The organism is Methylomonas sp. AM2-LC, assembly GCF_039904985.1.
Taxonomy (GTDB): Bacteria; Pseudomonadota; Gammaproteobacteria; order Methylococcales; family Methylomonadaceae; genus Methylomonas.
In genome coordinates, this window is sequence record NZ_CP157005.1 from 2,001,254 (window position 1) to 2,025,117 (window position 23,864).

Annotated in this window: 22 protein-coding genes; 8 read left to right on the plus strand and 14 right to left on the minus strand. The window is 43.6% G+C overall.

The window, feature by feature from the left end:
* Positions 1-150 precede the first annotated feature (150 nt).
* Positions 151-1,704: an efflux transporter outer membrane subunit gene (locus ABH008_RS09125; RefSeq protein WP_347989542.1), complete on the minus strand. Its 1,554-nt coding sequence runs from the start codon at positions 1,702-1,704 to the stop codon at positions 151-153.
* Between the two features lie 227 nt (positions 1,705-1,931).
* On the opposite strand from ABH008_RS09125, the gene ABH008_RS09130 reads away from it, so the two are divergent.
* Positions 1,932-2,222: a hypothetical protein gene (locus ABH008_RS09130; protein WP_347989543.1), complete on the plus strand. Its 291-nt coding sequence runs from the start codon at positions 1,932-1,934 to the stop codon at positions 2,220-2,222.
* 480 nt (positions 2,223-2,702) lie between these two features.
* On the opposite strand, the gene ABH008_RS09135 is transcribed toward ABH008_RS09130, so the two are convergent.
* From ABH008_RS09135 to gcvH, 7 genes are all read right to left on the minus strand, one after another.
* Positions 2,703-3,434, minus strand: a complete 732-nt coding sequence (locus tag ABH008_RS09135) for a hypothetical protein (RefSeq protein ID WP_347989544.1) — start codon at positions 3,432-3,434, stop codon at positions 2,703-2,705.
* A gap of 57 nt (positions 3,435-3,491) precedes the next feature.
* Entirely contained in the window at positions 3,492-4,481 is a 990-nt protein-coding gene (locus tag ABH008_RS09140) for a hypothetical protein (RefSeq protein ID WP_347989545.1), read from the minus strand.
* Between the two features lie 372 nt (positions 4,482-4,853).
* Positions 4,854-5,345 (minus strand): hypothetical protein, encoded by a 492-nt coding sequence (locus tag ABH008_RS09145; protein ID WP_347989546.1) that lies wholly within the window; start codon positions 5,343-5,345, stop codon positions 4,854-4,856.
* The gene (mazG, locus tag ABH008_RS09150) at positions 5,345-6,148 is read right to left on the minus strand and encodes a nucleoside triphosphate pyrophosphohydrolase (RefSeq protein WP_347989547.1); all 804 of its coding nucleotides are present in this window, start codon (positions 6,146-6,148) and stop codon (positions 5,345-5,347) included. Before mazG ends, ABH008_RS09145 begins: the two co-directional genes overlap by 1 nt.
* The gene (locus ABH008_RS09155; RefSeq protein WP_347989548.1) at positions 6,145-7,077 is read right to left on the minus strand and encodes a carbohydrate kinase family protein; all 933 of its coding nucleotides are present in this window, start codon (positions 7,075-7,077) and stop codon (positions 6,145-6,147) included. Before ABH008_RS09155 ends, mazG begins: the two co-directional genes overlap by 4 nt.
* Positions 7,078-7,088: 11 nt before the next feature.
* A complete protein-coding gene (locus tag ABH008_RS09160; RefSeq protein ID WP_347989549.1) occupies positions 7,089-7,448 on the minus strand; it encodes a diacylglycerol kinase in 360 nt (119 codons plus the stop codon).
* A gap of 10 nt (positions 7,449-7,458) precedes the next feature.
* Positions 7,459-7,833 carry a glycine cleavage system protein GcvH gene (gene gcvH / locus ABH008_RS09165; RefSeq protein ID WP_347989550.1) on the minus strand — a complete coding sequence of 125 codons (375 nt, stop codon included), beginning with the start codon at positions 7,831-7,833 and terminating at the stop codon, positions 7,459-7,461.
* Positions 7,834-8,087: 254 nt separating this feature from the next.
* Between gcvH and ABH008_RS09170 the strand changes: the two genes are divergently transcribed.
* A complete protein-coding gene (locus ABH008_RS09170) occupies positions 8,088-9,098 on the plus strand; it encodes a hypothetical protein (protein WP_347989551.1) in 1,011 nt (336 codons plus the stop codon).
* Positions 9,099-9,224: 126 nt separating this feature from the next.
* Here the strand turns inward: ABH008_RS09170 and ABH008_RS09175 are convergent, their stop codons facing one another.
* The 5 genes from ABH008_RS09175 to ABH008_RS09195 form a co-directional block, all read right to left on the minus strand.
* A complete protein-coding gene (locus ABH008_RS09175; RefSeq protein ID WP_347989552.1) occupies positions 9,225-10,268 on the minus strand; it encodes an MJ1255/VC2487 family glycosyltransferase in 1,044 nt (347 codons plus the stop codon).
* Entirely contained in the window at positions 10,265-10,789 is a 525-nt protein-coding gene (locus ABH008_RS09180) for a phosphatase PAP2 family protein (RefSeq protein WP_347989553.1), read from the minus strand. The genes ABH008_RS09175 and ABH008_RS09180 overlap by 4 nt, the downstream gene beginning before the upstream one ends.
* Positions 10,790-11,304: 515 nt before the next feature.
* Positions 11,305-11,664 carry a helix-turn-helix transcriptional regulator gene (locus tag ABH008_RS09185; protein WP_347989554.1) on the minus strand — a complete coding sequence of 120 codons (360 nt, stop codon included), beginning with the start codon at positions 11,662-11,664 and terminating at the stop codon, positions 11,305-11,307.
* Entirely contained in the window at positions 11,661-11,915 is a 255-nt protein-coding gene (locus tag ABH008_RS09190) for a type II toxin-antitoxin system RelE/ParE family toxin (protein WP_347989555.1), read from the minus strand. The genes ABH008_RS09185 and ABH008_RS09190 overlap by 4 nt, the downstream gene beginning before the upstream one ends.
* 343 nt (positions 11,916-12,258) lie before the next feature.
* Positions 12,259-13,386, minus strand: coding sequence for an acyltransferase (locus tag ABH008_RS09195; protein WP_347989556.1), 1,128 nt, complete (start codon positions 13,384-13,386; stop codon positions 12,259-12,261).
* Positions 13,387-13,911: 525 nt separating this feature from the next.
* Here ABH008_RS09195 and ABH008_RS09200 point away from each other — a divergent pair.
* Both ABH008_RS09200 and ABH008_RS09205 read left to right on the plus strand, forming a co-directional pair.
* A complete protein-coding gene (locus tag ABH008_RS09200; RefSeq protein WP_347989557.1) occupies positions 13,912-14,508 on the plus strand; it encodes a DUF6088 family protein in 597 nt (198 codons plus the stop codon).
* Positions 14,501-15,526: a nucleotidyl transferase AbiEii/AbiGii toxin family protein gene (locus ABH008_RS09205; RefSeq protein ID WP_347989558.1), complete on the plus strand. Its 1,026-nt coding sequence runs from the start codon at positions 14,501-14,503 to the stop codon at positions 15,524-15,526. Before ABH008_RS09200 ends, ABH008_RS09205 begins: the two co-directional genes overlap by 8 nt.
* Positions 15,527-15,568: 42 nt before the next feature.
* Here ABH008_RS09205 and ABH008_RS09210 read toward each other — a convergent pair whose 3' ends face one another.
* The gene (locus ABH008_RS09210; protein WP_347989559.1) at positions 15,569-16,354 is read right to left on the minus strand and encodes a metallophosphoesterase; all 786 of its coding nucleotides are present in this window, start codon (positions 16,352-16,354) and stop codon (positions 15,569-15,571) included.
* A 526-nt stretch (positions 16,355-16,880) separates the two neighbouring features.
* On the opposite strand from ABH008_RS09210, the gene ABH008_RS09215 reads away from it, so the two are divergent.
* The 4 genes from ABH008_RS09215 (at position 16,881) to ABH008_RS09230 (ending at position 23,799) form a co-directional block, all read left to right on the plus strand.
* Positions 16,881-17,855 (plus strand): PQQ-dependent catabolism-associated beta-propeller protein, encoded by a 975-nt coding sequence (locus ABH008_RS09215; protein ID WP_347989560.1) that lies wholly within the window; start codon positions 16,881-16,883, stop codon positions 17,853-17,855.
* Positions 17,852-18,589: an ABC transporter ATP-binding protein gene (locus ABH008_RS09220; RefSeq protein WP_347989561.1), complete on the plus strand. Its 738-nt coding sequence runs from the start codon at positions 17,852-17,854 to the stop codon at positions 18,587-18,589. The genes ABH008_RS09215 and ABH008_RS09220 overlap by 4 nt, the downstream gene beginning before the upstream one ends.
* Positions 18,586-19,395, plus strand: coding sequence for an ABC transporter permease (locus ABH008_RS09225; protein WP_347989562.1), 810 nt, complete (start codon positions 18,586-18,588; stop codon positions 19,393-19,395). Before ABH008_RS09220 ends, ABH008_RS09225 begins: the two co-directional genes overlap by 4 nt.
* 1,524 nt (positions 19,396-20,919) lie before the next feature.
* Complete coding sequence (locus tag ABH008_RS09230; RefSeq protein WP_347989563.1) at positions 20,920-23,799, plus strand: tetratricopeptide repeat protein; 2,880 nt, start codon at positions 20,920-20,922, stop codon at positions 23,797-23,799.
* Positions 23,800-23,864: the final 65 nt, after the last annotated feature.

The window sequence follows — 23,864 nt, forward strand, 5'->3', positions numbered from 1 at the left end:
TGTTCAATTTCAATTCATAACGCAGTGTGTTCCAATTTGCAAACGCCTTATTCTGCATCTATGTTCTATCGGGTTTTCTTTTATAGTCATTTGCGACGTTCAAAAATTGTGCTACTGATTCTAGATTGTAACTGTGTGTCTAGCAAAATCCTACGGTAAAAAATGCATCTGCAATAAATCCGCAAAAGGCACATTGGCAGTGTTTTCATTTTTACCCTGATCCACACCGGGCAAGGTCAGATAATCAGACCATTTAATCTGATCACCAATGTCGTCACTACTGGGTAGCATGTTTAAATTCCAACTGCCGCCCAATGCCGTGGTCAATTGTACTGCCGCATTCAGGCGCTGACCTTGCAATTGCACAGCGGTAACCCGATTCGTTAATGCGGTAGCCTGCGCAGTCATTACATTAATATAGCTGATGGTACCAGCCTTGTATTGATTAATCGTTAAAGCCAAGGCTTGGTTGGCGGCATCAACCGCACGCTTTTGTACATCTGCTTCTTCTTCCAAGATGCGTAAGGCGGCCAGATTATCTTCAACCTGTTGAAATGCAGTTAAAACGGTTTGCCGATAATTAGCAACGGTGGCATCGAAATTGTTGATAGCCATTTTATACTGGGCATTTTTCGCGCCGCCATCAAAGAGTGTCATGGCTCCGGAAGCAGGACCTAAAGCCCAGTAATTTTTGGCTAGTGTATAAAAAGTATTAATATTTAATAAACTGCTTTGATAACCATCAGATATGCTCAGATTTAAATTAGGGTAATATGCGGCTTTAGCTGCACCGATTAACGCATTCGCAGCCGCCATTTTACGTTCAGCGGAAGCAATATCCGGTCTTCTTTCCAGTAATTCAGAGGGAAGTTTTAAAGGAATGGCCGGTGGTTGAGCATCCAACGGAGCCACTTCCAAATTCAATTCCTGTGGGGCTTTCCCAATCAAAACCGCAATCGCATGTTCATATTGCGCGCGTTGCACGCCTAGATTGATTGCCTGGGCGCGTACCGATTCCGTTTGTGCCAAAGCCTGTTCTACATCACTTTTTGCCGCCACACCCACTGCATAGCGGTTACGAGTAATCTCCAGCGTTTTAGTGTAACTGGCTACAGTTTCATCCAGTAACACTTTTTCGGCATCCAGCATTTTAAGCTGAAAGTAATCTGCGGCTAAAGTGGTTTGTATAGAGAGCTGTAAAGCCTGCATGGTGGCGGCACTGGCCTGTGCTGCATTAACATCAGATTCGATTTGGCGACGAACATTACCCCATAAGTCCGGTTGCCAGGTAGCCGATAAACCATTGTTGATCAGGTTTCTAACCCCGGCTGGTGCAATACTGGTACCACTGGCGGCTACAAAGCGGTTAAACGAACCCGTACCCGTACCGGTTGGAAATAATTGCGCTTCCGCGCTTAATACCAAATGTACTGCTTGTTGGTATTGCGCTTCCGCCTGAATTAAGGACTGATTAGCCTTGGCAACTTGTGCCTCCAGTTCATTCAAGCGTGGGTCGTTGAATATTTCCCACCAATTTCCAATCACTACGTTATCGCGTGGTTCGGTTTGCTTCCAACCCTTTACCTCTTTAAATTCTTTCGGCAGATTGACATCGGGCCGCACATAGTCAGGCCCCATCATACAAGCTGTCAACTGCGTGCTAAGCAAGGTATACAACAGCGGACGTTTTAAGCAAAATATCATGCAAAATTATAATGGTTTATGCGCTAGGCAAGCGGTAGGGTTAAAAATGCGCTTATAAATGACTATGCAGAAACGATACATATATCAATAAACGATAGCGTTGTGGACAAAATCAGCATTTGACTAAAAATCAGGCCATCAATAATAGGCATGTTCAAGGTGGTTATCATAATAGGGCATTAGTGTAGCTAGTCAGCCGGATACAAAGCAGTATGGGTTTCTAAATCTTGTTCCCGTTAAGTAAAGAATACAAAGTCTATCATCATTATGGCATTTATTTTGACGATGCTGATTTTCAGAATGTCCCCATTTTTGTGGCAACACAGTTTACAGCAAGTGCTAGGTATCAATTCATGCTACGACAGATTTCCGAGTGTTTTGTTCCAGAAGCCAAGCTGTATATCAGCATAATTTATGCTGCTGAGCGTCTGAGAAAAAGTATAGGTCTAGATTGTGTAAATAGTATGCAAGTGATTGATTATTTTCTGAATAACCAGTTAGTATTCAAGTTTTTGTAGCCATATTAAGGGTTGCACATGCCTTAGTGTAAAAGTCCAAAATGAAGCAGAAAACTTAGGATCGTAGGTGTAATGAGCAACTTGCACTGGTAAGAAAGTTAGGTTTGATTACGCTTTGCTAGATGCGCTGAGTATTGCGTTATCAGTTTGGGTGTTGATTGACTAGTAGTGTAGGATGCGGTGAGGCACGAACCGCATCATGATGACTTGCTTATCAGCTGTAAAAGTATCAGCTGTAAAAGTCCAAACCAAATCTGATATTTAAGTTTTCATGCTCAGATCAGATTGGACAATGACTGACAAAGTTCGGCCATTACCTGCCTGTTGGAGTGAATTTCTGAATGGACGGTTAATGCTGGAAATTGCTCATATAACGGTCATGTTCAGGCGTGGTTGGAAACGATGTGCAGTTTGCAGAGCAAGGGGGCTCAGCGGGTCAGACGTCGCTTGCAACGATTGTGTGGCAACTACACCCTATTATTAATCACCGTGTAACAGCTGATAGATGGTTCCCCCCAAGGCATCCTGAAATTCCCGACCGCCTTCTTTCACATTCTTCACGCTCTGATCAATGGTTCCGCCTAGCGTTTCGTTCCACTTTTTGGCACTTTCCCGGATATTTTCTTTGGACTGATGCAATGTGTCGCCAATGTTGTTCTTGATTCGAGCGACTACTTCTTCGGCGCTCGGAACCTCCATGCCACAAACCTTTGACTCATCAACCCTCTCGTTTGCTTCGTCCAGAGAATCCAGAATTTCGTTCACGTCACGAACGGTATCGCAACCATCATTAACATCCATCGCAGTATCGGCGACAACGAAAGCAATACCAATGTATGGTGTAGCCTCTGCGACCATGTCAGCCACATCAACCGCGACATTTCGCGCGGTGCGTTTGGCAATTCTCTTAGAAACGGCTCGAGCATTCTTGACCTTCGCCCGATATCGCTCACGTTCAGCGAACATCTTCTCATTATTCTCACGTAGGCTTTTGTTTTCCGCTTCTAGCATCTTTTGTTTTCGACTCGGACTGCCTTCCAGCAGGCTTCCTAATGGTAGCTTAGAAACGAGACTTGACGCCACTGAAAAGAAAGCGGAGTTGGTAAGCAGAAGAACATTTGATGCAAATAAGGCAACGATAAAAATTACTAGAAGACCATTCCGTAGAGCACCAAATGTCGCACCTACCAGTTGGATTAAATGGTTCATCATGCCGTCCAACATAAAAGATTAGTTGTGCCGTTTTTTGGCGTCGGCTGGAGCGCTTTGTTAATGTTTGCTTTCTCGATCATCTAAGTTCTCTATCAGCACATCGCATGATGAATAAAAGTAGCTAGATTGGCTGGATTTCATAATGGCCGAGTAGGCATTCTTAGGTTTTTCGTTTTTCGCGAACTCGAATTTGAATTGCAACGAATGATACAGCTGTTCATCCAAATACAGTTGCATGGGCGGATGTATTCTTGATTTAATTGCCGCTTTCGCAGAACTTTCGATAGCAAGAAGCTCAGCGAATGGCACACCCAAACTATTTAAACAAATATGATTTTTACTTTTTGATATGTGTAACAAGGGTTCGCCATAGTACTCATTACCACCCTGCGTAAGTACTGCATAAATCGGCAGACCAAGTACTTCTTGGTAAATACGATCAAGCTCTTTTATTACATAGAGTATTTTTTCAGGTCTGTATGAGCATTTAATGCCCTTGTGAAAATATCCAACATCCCAATTGGTTTTCAGTATCAAACTGTCAGCAAACGAAATGAAAGCTATTTCGCTTTCATTGTCTGCAAGCTCATCTATTCTGGTTCTTAGCTCTATTAGCTTATCTTTATTAAGGGTATTATCTCTTATCGCATTTTTTACACCGATAGCGTCAACCAGCGCAAATACAGAATACTCCCGCAGATGAAGCTGCTCCAACCATTTATGTTCAACAAATATATAAGGCTTAATATCGTACTGCCAGCAGCCCACACAAACTTTGATTTTGTCTTTGGGGAGGGTTATTGAAACCTCATGAAACCGTGTGAATGTATTGGGATACCAAGACAGATCAAGAGAGTTGCTGTTTATTTTTCTGACGGCAACTGGGCTTACATAGCCGACCTCATAAGGGTTGCATTCTTCTCTCCGAAGCATCTTTCTAAGCGCCACATCAAACTCATTCATGTAGATTTCGCTCATTAGAAAGCAATCTCTATCAAGAGGAATTTCTTCAAAAGGGTATTTATCTATGTCGCTATCTTCAAACAATACTAATATCTCCAACAAGAACATTAACAATTTATTTAACTGTTAACAGTATATCTACCTAAAAATGTTCTTTGACATGCTAATTTATTGATTAGCTGAGAACTTTGCCTTCTGTTCTGTAAATCATCGCTGTCCGTTGATTATGTCTGGTAATGATGCAGTTGCTGTCATTGAATCAGATTAGGCATTAGACAGCAATGGGTCGAACCTTGTCTTTCATTGTACGATTAGATTGCAACTGGTTTTCTACATTGTCATATTTAATTCTGACTTTTACACAATGCGTCTCGTACTGCACCACATCCACGTAATTGAATTAAAATTAATTAAATGCTATTCAGGACGAACTTTACCAGTCATTGTCCAGTCACCTTAATGCTTGTTTTTTCTGTGCTGATGCGTCTGTTTGCCAGACGTTTTGCCGCTATGTGGCTGAGCTTTATGATGTCGCTTATGCGGAGCGGACGATTTTTTAGGTAAATTGCCGGGTTCAACTACAGAGTCGCTAGCCTGTGTTTGCTCGGTTTTCTGCTCCGTTGTAGCCGCATTGTCTTCTGCCAAAGCCGTGCTGGTGTGAGAGTCCGCGCTGTCCTCAAGCGGGGGTTTCTCACAATCAGGCAGGACTTCGCCCTCAGGGCTACAAATAACCCGATAAGTAATTCTATGCTGATTGTTGGGGGCAGGGGCTATTTTATCGGCAGTCGGTTGTTCCGTCTCATCAGAAATTTTGCCCAATAATTCCGCTTTCACTGGCAGTGTAAGGCAGGCAAGCCATAGTCCAAACAATAGTTGCTTAACAACTAAAGTTTGTTTTTTGGCGAGTTTATTTTTCGCACTTAACGCAAAATTAAACAGTGGGTACATCAGACAGATTTCTCGGTTTGTTTGGCCTGATTCCATAAACCATCCAATTCATGCAATTCACAATCGCGCAAGGTGCGTCCAGAAGCGGCAATCTGCTGCTCTATATAATTAAAGCGGCGGGTAAATTTTTTGGTAGCCGCTTTCAGAGCCAGTTCTGGATTGACATGCAGATGTCTGGCTAGATTAACAGCCACCAGTAATAAGTCGCCAACCTCTTCATGTATATGGGCCTGATCGCCAGATTGCCAGGCTTCGTGTACTTCTTGTAATTCTTCTTTAACCTTATCAAAAACCGGTTCAATTACTGGCCAGTCAAAGCCATGGCTGGCGGCACGGTTTTGGATTTTTTCGCACTGTACCAAGGCTGGCAAATTGTTAGCTACGCCAGCAAGTACGCTTTCAGCTTCTGCTTGTGGATTTTTTAACTGCCGTTCCTGCGCTTTGGCCGCTTCCCAAGCCTGCTGGCGCTGGGTATCGTTGTCGTACTGCACGTCAGCAAACACATGCGGATGGCGACTGATCAATTTTTCGGAGATGGCCGCCGCTACCTGTTCAAAATCAAACAAGCCACGTTCCTGGGCAATCTGAGAGTGAAACACCACTTGCAATAATAAATCGCCTAATTCGAAGCGTAAGTCTGCAAAATCATTACGTTCTATGGCATCAGCAACTTCATAGGCTTCTTCAATGGTATACGGTATCAGGCTATGAAAATCCTGCTTGATATCCCACGCACAACCCGTTTGCGGATCCCGCAAACGGGCCATTAAAGCCAATAAAGTCTGGGTGTTGCTTAAACTCAAAATGTAGAACCAAAACTTTGTTGATAACGCTGTTTAAATTCCGTCATGGTGAACGTGTGATTCTGGGTGCCAGCATGCTCGATTTTAATCGAACCCAATAAAGAAGCGATACGTCCGGTAATTTCCCAGTCATAATCATTCATTAATCCATACAGCAAGCCAGCCCGATAAGCATCGCCACAGCCGGTAGGATCAACAATTTGCGCAGGTGCCACAGCCGGTATATCAATACACCCACCCTGAGTATAAATTTGCGAACCATGACTACCCAAGGTAATAATCAAGGCATCCACTTTTTCAGCAATTTGTTCCAGCGTCAATCCGGTACGGTCTTGTAACAATTCGGATTCGTAATCATTAAACGTGGCGTAATTAGCCAAATCCAGAAAATGTAACAATTCCTCGCCGTTAAACATCGGCATACCCTGGCCGGGATCAAAAATAAACGGAATACCCAGTTCGGCAAATTGCTCCGCATGTTCTTGCATACCTTGTTTTCCATCTGGCGAAACAATGCCGATACCAATTTCCGAATCGACAGGTACAGAATTCAGATGAGAGAAGTTCATGGCTCCCGGATGGAAAGCGTTAATTTGATTATCGTCCACATCGGTGGTGATATAGGCTTGTCCGGTGTAGTGATCGTCCAGGACTTTGATATAGCGGCTGGCTATGCGGTGCTGGCTAAGCCAATGCGCATAAGGTTCAAAATCATGGCCCACAGTCGCCATAATGAACGGTTCTTCTTTCAACAGTTTTAAATTATAGGCAATATTACCGGCACAGCCACCATATTCTCTGCGGATGGCAGGTACCAGAAATGAAACATTAAGAATATGCAGCTTGTCAGGCAATATGTGGTTTTTGAATTTGTCATGAAACACCATGATGGTGTCATAGGCCATAGAGCCGCAAATTAATGCATTCATACTTTTCCTTCTTACAATAAAATTAAAGCCCAGGTAATGCCAGCCCAAAATAACGATAGCATGACAGCCGCTGAACCGATGTCTTTGGCCCGCCCAGACAACTCATGATGTTCAAACCCAACGCGGTCGACAACAGCTTCCACTGCGGAGTTTAATAGTTCGACCAGTAGCACCAGAACCACACTACCAATTAACAATACTTTTTCAATATTGTCGGCTCCCAGCCATAAGGCCAGTGGCGTGGTTACTACAAATAACATGACTTCCTGACGGAAAGCTTCCTCGTGTTGCCAAGTGGCTTTGAAGCCAGCGATAGAAAAAAAACACGCATTAACTAAGCGTTTAAAGCCTTTTGCATTTTGGTTTGCCATTATATATCCTCTATTGTCCAATCATCTGCTGGTAAGCGTCAACATTCATCAGTTGTGCAAGTTCGTCGGGATTATCCGCTTTAATACAAAACAACCAGTTTGCAAACGCATTTTCGTTCACCAGTTCAGGTTCGTCTTGTACGGCACTATTGATGGCGATGACAGTTCCGCTGACCGGGCTGAATAAATCAGAGGCGGTTTTTACAGATTCTACCACAGCTATATGCTCCTGATAGGCCACCTTACGACCAATCTCAGGTAGATCAATAAACATAATGTCACCCAGCTCAGACTGTGCAAAATCGGTAATGCCAACTCTCACTATCTGCTCATCTTCCAATTTTGCCCATTCGTGCGTTTGTGCAAATTTTAAATTCTCCAACATATCAACCATCCTTAACTCCTCTTGATTTCAATAGTGTGTTTGTTGCATTGAATCGCTACCTGTTACTCGTTCAGGTTTTACGCCTGTTGCTACGTACCGTTTTATGCCAGTAGTCTACCAAACTTAGCATAAGGAGATGACAGTTCGAGATCAACTGCTTTTGCCCTGCTCACTGGTGGACATAACAAAAAAAAACCGTGAGCGGTTTCGTTCTTTATAATCCGCAGTTAAATCTTATTTACTCGTCAGTTTAAATGCGCAAATATATAATTATCGCTGTGTTCAGCATTGCTTTGCAAAATAGTTTTGCAGTCTCTACATGGGCAGCAGATTCACAGCCGGATGCCCCTGCAAACACCGAAGCGCCAGACATGCTTCGATTAGATTTAAAATCCCAACAGCTGGCGGGTATCAAAACTCAGCCATTGATCTCGGTACAGCAACAAGCTGAATTGACTACCTATGGCCGCGTGCTGAGTCCAGAACCCTTAGTACAGTTACGTCAGCAATATCTGGCCGCATTGGCACATCAAAATAGCGCCAAAGCCCGCTATAACGAAGCCCATCTCAATCTTAATCGTACCGAAAATCTGCATCAGCAAGACATCGTTTCCACCCGGCGATTACAAGAACAGCAAGCACAATGGCAAACTGACAAAGCCAATCTGGATGCAAGTATTGCCCAACAAAACAGCATACTCGACACAAGTCGCCTGGAATGGGGCGATATTTTAACCGACTGGTTTGTCAGAACAGCGGATAAAACCGCTAGCTCGTTTTTAAATCATACCGCACATTTAATCCAGATTACCCTGCCAGCTAATCAGCAGTTGCCCGCGTCTGTACAGACAATTGCCGTTGATACACACGGTCAGCGTGCATCCGCCATTAAAGCCACTCTTATTTCCGCTTCGCCACGCATCGATGCACTGACGCAGGGACAAAATTATTTTTTTAAAGCCACCGGTCGGCAAATGCCTGTCGGCGCCCATATTACCGCCTGGATAGCCAGCGACGCACAGCAACTCAGCGGTGTCAGTGTTCCAAAAACAGCGCTGGTGTGGAATATGGGGCAAGCCTATGTGTATATTAAAATCGGCGATCAACAATTCAGTCGCAGAGCTTTAGTCAGTTACACAGCCGGGGAAAATGATTATTTTGTGACCGGAACGCTTGCTGCTGGCGAAGAAATTGTTACTACCGGCGCACAAACTTTACTGTCCCAACAATTGAAAGCACAGATACCTGACGAAGATGATGATTGATTCCACTCGCAGGCTAAACACTTAAGCGTAAGTGGCACGCTATAGATAAACCCGGTGCTATTAATAAAATTACATCAATAGTAGCGCCGGGTTTTAGCTAACCACGCAGTAGCGGTATTTTTACCGTTACTCATGTTTAATTTTCAAAACCTGCACACTATCCCAAACTTTTTCGATAAACTCACTGTCCATTTCAGGCATGCCGTCTTGCAGCCACTGCACCAGAATTTTAGCAATATTGGGGTAAGTGATATGAATGGCATGCGGATTATGTAGCCAATCTTCAATGACTTTAGCATTTAAATCAAACATGGTTTGACCGTAGCCCAGTTGTTCCAGAGCAGCCGCATTGGAAATTTGTTCCATTTGCGAATGCAAAGGTTTTACCAGAATTTTTTTGCCTAATTGTAAAGACTCACTGGCCAATTCGAAGCCGGCATTACTGATAATGCCTGTACAGTCATACAAATCTTTCTGAAAACCCAATCTGGATAGCGGCTTGCAGTGTATATGCGCATACTTTGAAGAAACCACTTCCGGCGAGTAAATGTGAAACTCAAAACTCTCAAACGGGCATAACAGGTCAATCACCTGTTGCGGTTCTTCAAAGGGTAAATACACGACAATTTTTCTGGCTTGTATTTGCGTCGGAAAATCAGGGGTTTCAATAATCGGTGGCAAAATCGGTTGCCCAAAATGATGCCAATGCAAACCCACGCCCCGATCAGCAGGGGCAAAGTATTGCATCACTTTATTAGCAATAGGATCGGAACCTTTACGGGGTATATTGTGAGAAAATGCATATTGATGACCAATGCCCAGCACTTTTATATTTTGTTTTCTGGCGGCCCAGGCGGTAACGGGTTCAAAATCAGAAATGACTAGGTCATAACCGCTTAAATCCAGGCTGGAAATATCTTTAATAAATTGTATCGGGCTGGCTTCCAAAGCCGTTTTTAAGTAAGACACTTGGCCTTTAGAGGTGTTAAACGTCAAACCTTCTCTGATTTGATAGCCGTTAAAGATTTCCATATCAAAAAACTTATCAGCTGGACGTCCTGTGAACTGAAACTTTACATCAATACCTGCTGCCAATAATTCTCTGGCCATTACTCTGGCGCGGGTAATGTGACCATTCCCCGTACCTTGTACACCGTAAAAAATTTTCATAGTAAATTAATATTAAGACTGTAAATAGCTGAACACACCCCTAAAGCAGCCCCCATCAATGTATCGGTAGGAAAATGTACACCCAAAATCACCCGCGAAAAACCAATAAGTGCCGCCCAGATAAATAACGCTATCAATAAGTACGGAAAATAAAAGCTCAGCAGTGTAGCCATCAAACACGCTGCAGAAGTGTGTCCAGATGGAAAACTAAATTGATCGGAAGGTGTAATGACACTACGGAAATCTGGTAATGCTTGCTGTGGACGATGCCGTTTAAAACCATTTTTTAAAATAAAATAAACTGGTCTTTCAATCGCAAATGCCAGTAGCATGTTTTGCAGTAACGGATCGTTGCCACCTTGAAACCAAAACAACCAGCCAGCCAATAAAATATACAGCAGGCCATCGCCAGTTTTGGAAAGATAACGACAAATACGTACCAGAGTCGTGTGGATGCTGACATTGTTTAACCAGGTAAACATGAAAACATCAAATTGATGGATGGAGTTAATCAGCTTCATGGCTATATCCTCTTAGGTGCTGTATCGGTCGACCGCGACCTGGTAACAGCGGTGGAAATCATTGATTTTCCGTTTAGTGTCGATTCCTTAAGTTACTTAGCCAGCTTAAATGAGCTATATGACAGATAGATGAAGATTTGTTGAAGATTTTGTGACAGCGCTGTAAATATTGAAATGCTAAGCACTATTCGCATATGCGAATTATTGCTCTGGCAAAGCCAAGCGCTATTGTGTGTTAAATAGTTTTTTTTGCGTGCCAATAGGCAACGCAGCGTTTACCTAGTGAAATACACGGTATTTCCAGATAATAAGAAAATAAGGATAGCAGTTGTACCACAACAACAGTTAATAGCCAGCCGCCAAACCAAAGCAGGGTATGTTCAATGCGTAGCCACGATTAGTGAAGCGTAATCGTGGAAATCGGTAGCAAGTCAATTATGTAGCTAGCTAAATTCCCACGATTACACTTCGAAAATCGTGGTTACGTCTTCTGTAAGACTCTTTTAATAGCAAAACTAAATCAGATCGTCCACATCAAGACCAAGCGTCTCAGCAAGTTTTTTATAGACACTAATCGTGCCACCACGCTTGCCACCTTCCATTTGCGCAATAGTGGATTGCGCAATTTCACATCTTTCAGCCAGATCTGCTTGGGTCAATAGCCGGAACTCACGCCAAACTTTCAACTTATTTTCGCCGCTTAAAATACGTTCTACAATTTCGCTGGGTATGCGTTCATCATTGCCAGCCTTTGCTTTATCATAAGCCAACACATCTTCGGCCATTTCAGCCAGATCGATCAGCTTTTCATACTCATCAATCGGCAATATAGCAAATTCGCGCTTCCCGTTATTTTCGATATATTGCACACTCATTTGTAAATATCTCCACGGCTACCAATCTTGATAACCTCAATTAATAACTCATTTTCAAACTTTTCATAGATCACCCGATAAGACCCCATTCTTAATCGGTAACCTGATCTACCCTCCAGCTTCTTAATATCCAAGCCTTCTTCCCGGCATTCAGCAATGCGCTTCATGCTAGCAATGATGCGTTGTCCAAATGGTTGCGGTAGTTTCGTAAGGGCTTTTACAGCGGATTTTAAGTAAGTGATTTTATACATGCCTAAATTATAGCATTTTGTAATAAATCTTCATTGCCTAAAAAAGGTGTTTATTAATATGTAACTATTCACCGTAAAAGTAAGTCTAGATAGAATGTGCCGACGCCAGGAGGCGCATCAATCGCGACAAATGCGCTTTACGTTGTTAAGTACATCTTATAGTTCATTGATTTTAATTGAAAAAAAACCACGCTGAATAGTTACATTAATATTAACTCTATCGATTCCGTGCAAAGTTGAACTCATGGACGCGTATTCGAAAATGTGTTTATGCAAGACCTGATAACTTTATGTTTGCTGTTATGTTGTATACAGCAGTAGTAGAGCAGAACCTATTATCCGTTCATTTGGTTTTGATTGAATACCAATGCTGAACGAGTCGTTTACCTAGTGAAACACACGGTATTTCCAGATAATAATAAGAAAATAAGGATAGCAGTTGTACCACAACAACAGTTAATAGCCAGCCGCCAAACCAAAGCAGGGTATGTTCAGCGCTGATAGTCGCCAAACCTTTTAAGAGATAGGGGGTAACACAAAGCAAAACCGCAATATGCACTAAATAACTACTGTAAGATACTTTGCCCAGCAGTCGAAACAGCCACCAACACAGCACCTTTTGACAACGTTCCGAACTTAAGGCATACATTAATAACAAACTTGCACCCAAGCCAGAGCTGGTCCACAGCAAAGGCTCTGGAATCTGTAACTGAACGGCATCACCCAATGTATAGAACATAAATCCAAGCACCGCTATCAAGCGTCTTAGCCACGGTTTTGCTCCTAAAAAGTCGGCAATTAAAGCATGCTGTTGTGCAAGCAGTAAGCCCAGTACAAAATGTATGGCAAATACCGGCAACTTTAAAAAACAAACCGCCAGCAAGGTAAAGAACACCAGCCAGCTTGTGCCACGCGTTGTTATTAATAATGCCAAGGGTAATAACAGCGATAAACACAATTCTATACTCAAGGTCCAGGCTTGCGGTAGCAGCACATCCACCTCAGGAAGTTTTAACAAAAATGCTTCGCGCAGCATGTCCAGAACTTTCAGCGGGTGTCGCTGCCATAAATCGGTAATCCAGTCAGAAGCAGGCAAGGGCGTCTGACTTGGTGGGTTAAGTGTAAATTGGTTATAAAGTAGGGCGCTAATTGCTAATACAGCACAATACGGTAGCCAAATTCGACACAGTCGCGCAATGGTATAAGCCATTAAACTAAACTGGTTTAAATCGGCTGTTGGCCTGTTACGAAAATATTTCAACGATAACACCAAACCGCTGAGTACAAAGAACATGGATACCGCCGCACCGCCATCCCACCAAAAATGCAAAGGCGAATAATCCAGAACATATTGACAAACGGTCTCCTGACAAGGTAAGCCATAAGCAATTATAAAATGTTCACTGAGTACGGTTAGCGCAGCAAGACCACGTATGGAATCCAAATAGGCTATATGTTGTTTAGTTGGCACAAGAATGGTTGATCTTTAAGTATTTAATAAAATGACTTCGGGTTAGCAATAAGCAGTAACCCAGTATGTCAGTTTAGCAGCTTCCCCGCTTTTGCTACTGGGATTGCTGACAGCAGACGCTGTAAATACGTTCATGGCTTGGTACAAACGAACACCTCTGCCAACAATCCCAGCAACAAAAGCCAACATTGTCAGCAATTTAGTGGCTTAGAAAAATTGGGCGAGTAGTTTCATAAACGGCATCAAAACCGGGTAGCTGAGCAACTGAGTGAGTAGTTACAGATTAAAGTTAACTTAATCAAGTCGAGCAACAAAAAATAAATGTGTTGAACAATACTTAGCATACACAAATAGATACAGACCGAATTAATGGCTCTTGCTGGAGCCAAGAATGTCAACAGAACGCTTTAATAGGGTACATTCCTGTTCACCGCATTTTCCGGTTCTCACTAAGATGTGATCAAGATTGTTATTTACACTTTGTCAGATTTATTATTATACTTCTGACAAAGCGAGGAATTAATTATGAGTCATCTTGTTGAGAAAATTTTGTATGCAGCCAAAGGCAAGCCTGAGGGTGGCTTACTGTCACCAAAGGAGTTTTTACATCTGGGGTCGCGTGCGGCTGTGGACAAGACCCTATCGCGACTGGTTCAGGAAGGCAAATTGATGCGTGTAAGTCGCGGTATTTATGTTGCCCCATATGAAGGTCGGTTCGGGGTGCGTGCACCATCAACCGAGTCAGTGGTGCATGCAATTGAAACCAGTTACGGTGAAACGGTGGTATCCAATGGCGCAACAGAAGCTAATGCATTAGGATTGACTACACAAGTACCGACACGCGAGGTATTTTTTACCTCTGGCCCATCTCGCCTATTGCAATTAGGTAATCGTTGCGTGGAACTCAAACACGGAAAGCGCTGGGAATTAGTTCTAGGGAAACGCCAGGCAGGTAGGGTGGTTCGCGCGCTTTCCTGGTTAGGACCTGAACAAGCACCTACAGCATTAAAGACACTTCGAGAAAAGCTATCTAAATCAGAGTGGGATGCAATGCATAACGTGCTTTCACTTTTGCCCAGTTGGATGGCGAAAGCTGTAAGCGAAGAGTTAGCGCATGGCTGAGACATGGTTCGAACTTAGTGCAGACGTTAAATCTGAAGCGCTTGAATATGCAGCTACAAAAACTGGGCGACCAGCACATTTGCTTGAGAAAGATATTTGGGTGGTTTGGATAATATCAGTTATTTATGAATCAGAGTTAGCCCAAAAACTTACTTTCAAAGGCGGGACTTCCTTATCTAAGGCATATGGCATCATTGATCGATTCTCGGAAGATGTCGATCTAACTTATGACATTCGAGAATTGCTGGGTAATTTTTTAACAAATGGAAACCCTATTCCCAAAAATACTAGTCAGCAACAAAAGATAAGCAAGCTGGTGCGTGATAATTTGCCCATCTGGATTGAAACAAAAGTAAAACCAATTATAGAAAAGGCTTTGCAGCGAGAGGGCATTGAAGCTGAAATAACGCAAACGGGGAATGAAAGCGAAAAGCTGGTTTTAGGTTATCAAGCCGTAAAATCCGGCAATGGTTATTCAGCACCCACAATCCAGTTAGAATTTGGTGGTCGAGCAACAGGCGAACCTCACCATGTTCGCTCAGTGATTTGTGATATTTCACAGACAATTGAAAATGTGATTTTTCCAAAGGCTAAGCCGCTGGTTATGACTGCTGAGCGGACATTCTGGGAAAAAGCCACAGCAGCTCATGTGTATTGCTTGCAAGGACGTTTGCGTGGCGAACGATACTCACGTCACTGGTATGACTTAACCGCTTTAGCAAAATCAGCTTACTTTTTTACTGCTTGCAACGATGCCGAACTGGCCAATATGGTGGCGGAGCATAAGACAATGTTTTTTGTGGAAAAGGATAAGCACGGCTCAAAAATCGATTATTACGCTGCTACAAGAGGGCAGCTTTTGCTTATCCCTCAGGGTGAATCACTAACTGCATTAGAGCGTGATTATGAAAACATGCTGAAGGACGGTTTGCTGAGTATTAATCAACCTAGCTTTGCCGAGGTTATTGACAAATGTCAAGATATCCAAGATCAAGTGAATAAACATCGAATATCTTGATTGTGTCATCATTATGATCATGCTCAAAATAAGATGGCAGACTTAATAGCTTTTTAAGTCGGGATTTAAACCTGCTGGCGCTGCGGCTAACCAGTAGCATTGCGTCTGATAGCTGCCATCGTCTTTAAGTTCAAACACCCGGTAGCCAGGAGGCTGTTGTGTAACGCCAAAACAGGTACTTCGTGGCGTAAACTGAAAACAGCTGGCAGGTGCAGAAAAAAATCCTATACCGTGCTGATAGCGGTTTGTCTCTTGATGTATGTGTCCATAAGTCACTATTTTAACTTGCGCAGATGCGCTGATACAATCCAGCAGGGTATCACTGTTTACAATCTGCATGGTATCCATCCAGCTACTCTCACTGCTAATGCAATGATGATGCATGGTCAGTAATGTCGGCGTATCGGGGTAGTCTAGCAGACAGTCGCTTAAAAATTGTAATTGCGTTGGGCTGATTTCACCGACAGCACTGCCCGGTTTTTGGGACTGTAAGCTAATAATTTGCCAGTTTTCCAAGATAAAATGTGGATGGCAACTAACCCATTCTGTGTTTAACAGCGATTCCATCAAGGCAAAGTCATCATGATTACCAGGCAAGCACAGGGTTGGGGTGTGGTAACTGTTTAGAATATGCAAAATTCGCATATAACTTTCAGAGCAAGGGTGTTGAGCCAAATCGCCTGTTACTAGTATCAAATCAAACTTCACATGTGTCGCGTGTGCTTGTTGTATAACTTGCTGAAAATAAAACTCGGTATTCACCCCCAGCAGCGTGTCAGCCGCATCAGGAAGTATATGCAAGTCCGAGATTTGCAGGATTTTTAGCATACCGATGCCTGTATAAATAGAGTTAAGTAGCCGTGGGGAGGGCAGATTTTACGCCCTATTTGCGATACCATAGTACGAAAAGCGTCCGTGATCATGTAAACTGCCTATTGTAGTTTAGCCCGTTTTAAAGTAATTGACAGACCTAGATACTTTAAGGTTTTTTAGAGTGGCAATCCGAAAAAAAATGTCTATGCAGCGGATAAACAATAACATTAAAGAAACCAAAGTAATGGCGTTGTGCTTGGATTAAAAACTTGGTAACTATTCACCGTAAAAGTAAGCCTGGATAGGATGTGCCGACGTCAGGAGGCGCATCAATCGCGTCCGATGCGCTTCACGTTGTTCAGTAAATCCTATAGCCCATTGATTTTAATTGAAAAAAAACTACGCTGAATAGTTACAAAACTTGTTTGTTTTGAACTTGTCACAGCATGGATAGACTTTTTTACGCCAGAACTTATGAACCGTAAAACCATGTGTTTAAAGCACTCAATCAAATAATCAGTCCCTTATTTAACTGCTAATCATGAAAAAAACCACGCATTTTTTATTAATCGCCAGCCTGCTGGGTCCTCTAGCCAGCCAAAGCCTGCAAGCCGAAACCGTTTTCATTACTCTGGAAAAAGACAATGCTCTGGCTGTAGTGGATCCTGTAGCAGGCAAATTATTACAAACCATCACTATAGGCCAACAGCCACGCGGTATTGTGGCTAGTCAGGATGGCAAAGTTTTATACGTTGCGACCAGCGATGAAAATACCATTAAAATGTTTGATAGCGATAGCCTAAAAGAAATAGGCCGCCTGCCTTCTGGCGAAGATCCAGAAACCTTTGCCATCAGCCCGGATGGCAAGTTTTTATATGTTTCCAACGAAGATGATAGCGAAGTGACGGTTATTGATATTAACGCCCGTAAGGCCGTACAAAAAATTAAAGTCGGAGTCGAGCCGGAAGGGGTGGCGGTCAGTCCAGATAATCGCTGGGTGATAGTAACCTCCGAAACCACCAATATGCTGCACTGGATAGATACCAAAACCCGGCAAATTGTCGAGAACACCTTGGTCGATACCCGGCCACGCGCTGCCAGTTTTACCGCAGACAGTCAGCAATTGTGGGCAACATCCGAAATGGCCGGTACCCTGCAAGTACTGGATACCAACACTAAACAAATTATCCACAACATTAAATTCGAAATACCGGGTGTTACGCCGGAACAAATACAACCCGTGGGCGTAGTTATCGACACAGAACGACGCTTTGCTTATGTGGCTTTGGGTCCCTCCAACCGCATTGCGGTGATTAATGCTCAGACCTATAAGGTGGAAAAATATTTTCTGGTAGGGCAGCGGGTTTGGAATATCGTGTTTTCGCCCGATCAAAAACATCTGTATAGCGCCAACGGCCTAAGTAACGATGTATCCATCATCGATTTGCAGGAGCAGAAAGTCACTAAATCCATAGCTGTGGGTCGTGAGCCTTGGGGCTTAACGGTAAAGCCATGACAGCCAGCGCTTTAACTGTTGATAATCTCAATTTTGCCTATGGGCAAAAAAAAGCATTGGATAAACTGAGTTTTAATGTGCAAGCCGGTGAATGTACGCTGTTGCTCGGCCCCAATGGTGCCGGTAAAAGTACCCTGTTTTCCCTGATTACCCGCCTGTATGACAGTCATGAAGGCCGTATAGCCTTATGTGGTTACGATCTTAAAACCCATAGCTGTCAGGCTTTAGCGCATTTAGGGGTCGTCTTTCAGCAAACCACGCTCGATCCAGACTTGTCGGTTATGCAAAATTTACGTTATCACGCCGCATTACACGGCATAAGCCGTAAACAGGCAGACTTGCGTATTCAAAACGAACTGGAACGGCTTGCCATGTTTGAACGCCGCTTCGAAAAAGTCCGGCAACTGAATGGCGGCCACAAACGCCGTGTCGAAATTGCCCGCGCCTTACTGCATCAACCGCGCTTATTATTACTGGACGAACCCACCGTGGGGCTGGATATGCCCAGTCGGCAAGCCATAGTAGAACACGTACACGCCTTGGTTAAAGAACAGCAATTGGCAGTCTTATGGGCCACACATTTAATTGATGAAATTAACGAGGATGATAGTTTGATCGTTTTGCATAAAGGTATTATTCGAGCGCAAGGCAAGCTGAGTACGGTGTTGCAAACCACAGGAGCCGCCAGCGCCGCCGAGGTGTTTTCGCAACTAACCCAGGGGCAGAACGCATGAAACTCATACATTATTGGCGCGCCCTGTCTGGTATCGTTGGCCGCGAGTTACTGCGTTTTTTACATCAGCGCGAGCGTTTTGTATCCGCGCTGGTTAGGCCGTTGGTGTGGTTGTTTGTATTTGCAGCGGGTTTTCGCGCCGCATTAGGTATTGCCATCAGCCCACCTTACGAAACCTATATCCTTTACGAAGTGTATATCACACCTGGTTTAATAGGTATGATTCAGTTGTTCAACGGTATGCAAAGTTCTTTGTCTATGGTGTATGACCGGGAAATGGGCAGCATGCGCATGTTAATGGTCTGCCCATTACCACGCTGGTTCCTGTTAAGCAGTAAATTGATAGCCGGCACTGCGGTTTCGGTATTACAAGCTTACGCCTTTCTGGGTATTGCCTGGTTATACGATATTCAACCACCCTTAATGGGATTTGTATGGATATTGCCTGCTCTGGTTTTATCCGGCATGATGTTGGGCGCGTTGGGTTTACTGTTATCCTCGTTCATCAAACAACTGGAAAACTTTGCCGGGGTAATGAATTTCGTTATTTTCCCGCTGTTTTTTATGTCAACAGCCTTGTACCCGTTATGGAAAATCAAAGAATCCAGCGAATGGCTCTACTACATAGCCCAATACAACCCATTCTCGCAAGCCGTAGAATTAATCCGCTTTGCCTTATACGAACAATTTAATCAGTCAGCACTCATCTTTACCGCAAGTGCTTTTATCCTATTTATGGGTGCGGCCATTTTAGGGTATAACCCGTCTAAAGGGATGATGGTCAGGAAGGGCGGGGGCGGAGACTGATTGTAAAACAATAGCTTATGTTTTTATTGATGTCCTGATTATTTATTGCGTCACACTCACGTCACAGTTGAATAAAACGCCTTGCATACGCACAAGAAAAAAGCCGATAGTCTTAATTGATTATCGGCTTTTTTTCTTAAAGCATTGTGTTAATCCAAATTGATAAGACTTAATTAATCATTAACTACAATTTATAATTAAAACATTTGCTTACAAACCTATAAGTGTAATATAGGGGTAAAATTTGCACCTATATTTTTTCTAAACCATATCATCAGTTATTTATTGAGTAAATCAATTGTTCGAATACTGACAGGATGATTACAAATCAGTTTAAAACGAAAAACCATAGATCAATATAGCAAACAGTAATAAATTCGAATTTGCAATTTAACAAATCCCCCTAATATAAAAATTATTTTTCATTGGAAGTTTGTGTCTAAAGCAATCGATTTTAAACGCCGAAATAGACTGGTTATTTTCCCAATTCCTCTGGGTGGACCCAACTGGTCACTATTCCAAGCTGACATCTATCAGGTTACACATTATGTCTGGATGTGATCGACTCCTGTCGATCAAAAGGAGGCGTAGGACGTGGGAGTTTACGAACTGCACCAATCGTGATCGATGATCTTCACGCTGTTCAGCACCTATGGCCCTGATGGGAAAATCCCTTCATTTCACGAATTTATTGTCGTGAATCATTTTTAATGGTAAAGAGATGTTTGGGATTTGTTGAAGAAACGAAGGAGATATTTCTATCATATGGTATCAATAATGGTATTTCAGAGCATGAGCTATATGGTTGTAAAGCATTTAATAAGGGAAATTAACATAGATGCTTCGCAGTCACTCAGCGCCAGTTATTTGCGTAAGTTGAATGACAGCTCATTGGATGCCTGCCGACATTGAGCGCAAAGCTTAGAATGTCAACTTGGTTCGACACCACCGAGATTGGCGGCCACGGGCAACACCGGCGATGCTGGACGTGATCGACAACCACTGGGCAGCAAAATATCAATGTCCCAAGGGACACTGGCGGGACAATTGTAGATAAAATACAGTAAAAAACCACAACAACCAGCAACAAAGAAAATACGTTAACACATTGAATTTATTGTTATAGTTTGTTATGACGTTTTATGGTTTTTCATTTGCAACTGATTTGTAATCAGCCGGTCAGGAGTTCGAATCCCCTCACTAGCTCCATATAAAAGAAGGCCTTAGGTGTGAATCTAAGGCCTTTTTTATTGCCTTTAGCTAAAGCAACCTATTTCTAAAAACGCCAACCAGCGCACCACATATTTGACCAAATACTGACTTGATAAATTAGCGTTGCGTCACACCCCTCTATTTCGGAAAAACATTCATTGATGTCTTAACTCTGTATTGTCTTAACTAGGCAGTGGTTGAGTTTAAGTATTAAAACTAACCTGACCCCTATAATACTCTTAGTTTCTGCTTGAAGTATGCCAGACTAACAGATATATTAATCAGACGATTTAACTTTTTAAGCATAATTTCATGAATGATCAGCACCGTCAAATTGATCAAGGAAACAAAAGTATTTATGCCGAAGGCAACGTCTCTGTAACTTACGGTGACAAGCGGATACCAAAAAATCTAACCGCGCCGCCGTTTATTTCTGATGTGTTTATCGGCCGGGATGCGGATATTCAGGCGGTTCATCAAAAATTTCGAGACGGTCATTTGCTGTTGCTGGTGAATGGAGAAGGCGGCATCGGCAAAACCACGCTGGCGGCGCATTATTACCGGCAGTATGCTCAAACTTATCAACATCTGGCCTGGGTTTTTGCCGAAAGTAGTCTGCTGAATGCATTGTTAAGCTTGGCGATATCCTTACGGCTTGAATTTCCGCCGGAATGGCAAGCCCAACAAAAGTTAAATGCTTTATTGGCTGAAATGGCTGATTTGCAACAACCCTGTTTGCTAGTCATCGATAACGCCAATAATTTAACCGAGCTTAAACGTTACTATTTGGCGCTTTCCGCCTGCCCGAATTTTCATATTCTGCTCACCACACGCATCTCCGAATTCGAGCAGGCGGCCTATCATCCCATTACCAACTTGCCCGTTGAGCTAGCTATCGAGCTGTTTATAAGACACTATCCACAACACCAACCTGAAGAAAACACTGTATTGCATAGCATTCTGGTAGCTGTCGGCTACAACACGCTGGTTATTGAGCTGCTGGCGAAAACGCTAGCTATCAGCAATCGGCTTAAAACCCGTTATCGCTTGGCTGATCTACTCGCTGACCTGCAAAAAAAAGGCCTGCTGGCGATACAGAATCAAGTAGTCAATACCGCTTACCATGCCCAAGGGCCTGCCTTGCGCGAGGAAAGCCCGGAATCTATCATCGCCGCCATGTATGATTTAAGCGAGCTAGATGAGCAAGAAACTGTGTTGCTTTCTGTATTTGCCGTGCTACCAGCGGAAAATATCCCCTACGCCGTGCTGGAGACTTTATTGGTTGGCATGGAGAATTTGGATGCCGCGCTACTGACCTTAGCGCAAAAGGGCTGGCTGGCTAACCACGCCAACAGCAGTTTTAAAGTCAGCCCGGTGGTGCAGGAAATTACCCTGGAAAAAAACCGCCTGCGACTGTTGACGGATTGTCTGGAATTGATGGCCGCGCTGATAGCACAACTCGACTATGAATCCGGTACCGGACACTTCATACAGGCCAGTTATGCCGAGGCAGCTGTACTTGCCCATTATGGAGAAAATATACTGCAACGTTTAGCGGATAAAGACGAGAACCTAGCCTTACTTTGCGAAAGACTCGGAAATTTTCATAAGACTACAGGTAATTTAGGACGGGCGCTGGACTTTTTTGAAAGCTATTTCAGCATAAGCAAAGAGCTGTATGAGGCCTACCCCAACAACGTGTCCTTTAAAAACGGGTTGGCGATTTCCTACGAAAAACTGGGTGAGACGCACACCGCGCTGGGCAATTTGGAGCGGGCCTTGGGCTTTTTTGAAAGCTATTTCAGCATAATCAAAGAGCTGTATGAGGCCTACCCCAACAACGTGTCCTTTAAAAACGGGTTGGCGATTTCCTACGAAAAACTGGGTGAGACGCACACCGCGCTGGGCAATTTGGAGCGGGCCTTGGGCTTTTTTGAAGAGGAAACTGACTTATTCAAGGAGCTGTATGAGGCCTACCCCAACAACGTGTCCTTTAAAAACGGGTTGGCGATTTCCTACGAAAAACTGGGTGAGACGCACACCGCGCTGGGCAATTTGGAGCGGGCCTTGGGCTTTTTTGAAGAGGAAACTGACTTATTCAAGGAGCTGTATGAGGCCTACCCCAACAACGTGTCCTTTAAAAACGGGTTGGCGATTTCCTACGAAAAACTGGGTGAGACGCACACCGCGCTGGGCAATTTGGAGCGGGCCTTGGGCTTTTTTGAAGAGGAAACTGACTTATTCAAGGAGCTGTATGAGGCCTACCCCAACAACGTGTCCTTTAAAAACGGGTTGGCGATTTCCTACGAAAAACTGGGTGAGACGCACACCGCGCTGGGCAATTTGGAGCGGGCCTTGGGCTTTTTTGAAGAGGAAACTGACTTATTCAAGGAGCTGTATGAGGCCTACCCCAACAACGTGTCCTTTAAAAACGGGTTGGCGATTTCCTACGAAAAACTGGGTGAGACGCACACCGCGCTGGGCAATTTGGAGCGGGCCTTGGGCTTTTTTGAAGAGGAAACTGACTTATTCAAGGAGCTGTATGAGGCCTACCCCAACAACGTGTCCTTTAAAAACGGGTTGGCGATTTCCTACGAAAAACTGGGTGAGACGCACACCGCGCTGGGCAATTTGGAGCGGGCCTTGGGCTTTTTTGAAGAGGAAACTGACTTATTCAAGGAGCTGTATGAGGCCTACCCCAACAACGTGTCCTTTAAAAACGGGTTGGCGATTTCCTACGAAAAACTGGGTGAGACGCACACCGCGCTGGGCAATTTGGAGCGGGCCTTGGGCTTTTTTGAAGAGGAAACTGACTTATTCAAGGAGCTGTATGAGGCCTACCCCAACAACGTGTCCTTTAAAAACGGGTTGGCGATTTCCTACGAAAAACTGGGTGAGACGCACACCGCGCTGGGCAATTTGGAGCGGGCCTTGGGCTTTTTTGAAAATGATCTTCAATTAACAAAAGAGCTGTATGAGGCCTACCCCAACAACGTGTCCTTTAAAAACGGGTTGGCGATTTCCTACATAAAATTGGGTAGCTTTTATGAAATAGCAGGTGATAATCAGCTAGCCAAAAGCTTTTACCAAACAGCAGAGCGACATCTGGTCGAGTTAGCTGATTCTTTTCCTATGTATGTCGAATTCCAAAACAACCGGGACTGGGTTGCCGGTAGATTATTAAAATTGTGATGTGGATATATCATGAATAAAATTACTGTATATAGGGGTCAGGTTAGTTTTAATACTTGTTATGG

Bases quoted from the DNA above. Each gene is read 5' to 3' on its own strand.
- ABH008_RS09170 (WP_347989551.1), top strand. From the start codon at position 8,088: ATGCGCAAATATATAATTATCGCTGTGTTCAGCATTGCTTTGCAAAAT.
- ABH008_RS09135 (WP_347989544.1), bottom strand. From the start codon at position 3,434: ATGATGAACCATTTAATCCAACTGGTAGGTGCGACATTTGGTGCTCTA.
- ABH008_RS09200 (WP_347989557.1), top strand. From the start codon at position 13,912: ATGAGTCATCTTGTTGAGAAAATTTTGTATGCAGCCAAAGGCAAGCCT.
- ABH008_RS09145 (WP_347989546.1), bottom strand. From the start codon at position 5,345: ATGTACCCACTGTTTAATTTTGCGTTAAGTGCGAAAAATAAACTCGCC.
- ABH008_RS09205 (WP_347989558.1), top strand. From the start codon at position 14,501: ATGGCTGAGACATGGTTCGAACTTAGTGCAGACGTTAAATCTGAAGCG.
- ABH008_RS09155 (WP_347989548.1), bottom strand. From the start codon at position 7,077: ATGAATGCATTAATTTGCGGCTCTATGGCCTATGACACCATCATGGTG.
- ABH008_RS09225 (WP_347989562.1), top strand. From the start codon at position 18,586: ATGAAACTCATACATTATTGGCGCGCCCTGTCTGGTATCGTTGGCCGC.
- ABH008_RS09210 (WP_347989559.1), bottom strand. From the start codon at position 16,354: ATGCTAAAAATCCTGCAAATCTCGGACTTGCATATACTTCCTGATGCG.
- ABH008_RS09160 (WP_347989549.1), bottom strand. From the start codon at position 7,448: ATGGCAAACCAAAATGCAAAAGGCTTTAAACGCTTAGTTAATGCGTGT.
- ABH008_RS09220 (WP_347989561.1), top strand. From the start codon at position 17,852: ATGACAGCCAGCGCTTTAACTGTTGATAATCTCAATTTTGCCTATGGG.
- gcvH (WP_347989550.1), bottom strand. From the start codon at position 7,833: ATGTTGGAGAATTTAAAATTTGCACAAACGCACGAATGGGCAAAATTG.
- ABH008_RS09175 (WP_347989552.1), bottom strand. From the start codon at position 10,268: ATGAAAATTTTTTACGGTGTACAAGGTACGGGGAATGGTCACATTACC.
- ABH008_RS09185 (WP_347989554.1), bottom strand. From the start codon at position 11,664: ATGAGTGTGCAATATATCGAAAATAACGGGAAGCGCGAATTTGCTATA.
- ABH008_RS09215 (WP_347989560.1), top strand. From the start codon at position 16,881: ATGAAAAAAACCACGCATTTTTTATTAATCGCCAGCCTGCTGGGTCCT.
- ABH008_RS09190 (WP_347989555.1), bottom strand. From the start codon at position 11,915: ATGTATAAAATCACTTACTTAAAATCCGCTGTAAAAGCCCTTACGAAA.
- ABH008_RS09125 (WP_347989542.1), bottom strand. From the start codon at position 1,704: ATGATATTTTGCTTAAAACGTCCGCTGTTGTATACCTTGCTTAGCACG.
- ABH008_RS09180 (WP_347989553.1), bottom strand. From the start codon at position 10,789: ATGAAGCTGATTAACTCCATCCATCAATTTGATGTTTTCATGTTTACC.
- ABH008_RS09230 (WP_347989563.1), top strand. From the start codon at position 20,920: ATGAATGATCAGCACCGTCAAATTGATCAAGGAAACAAAAGTATTTAT.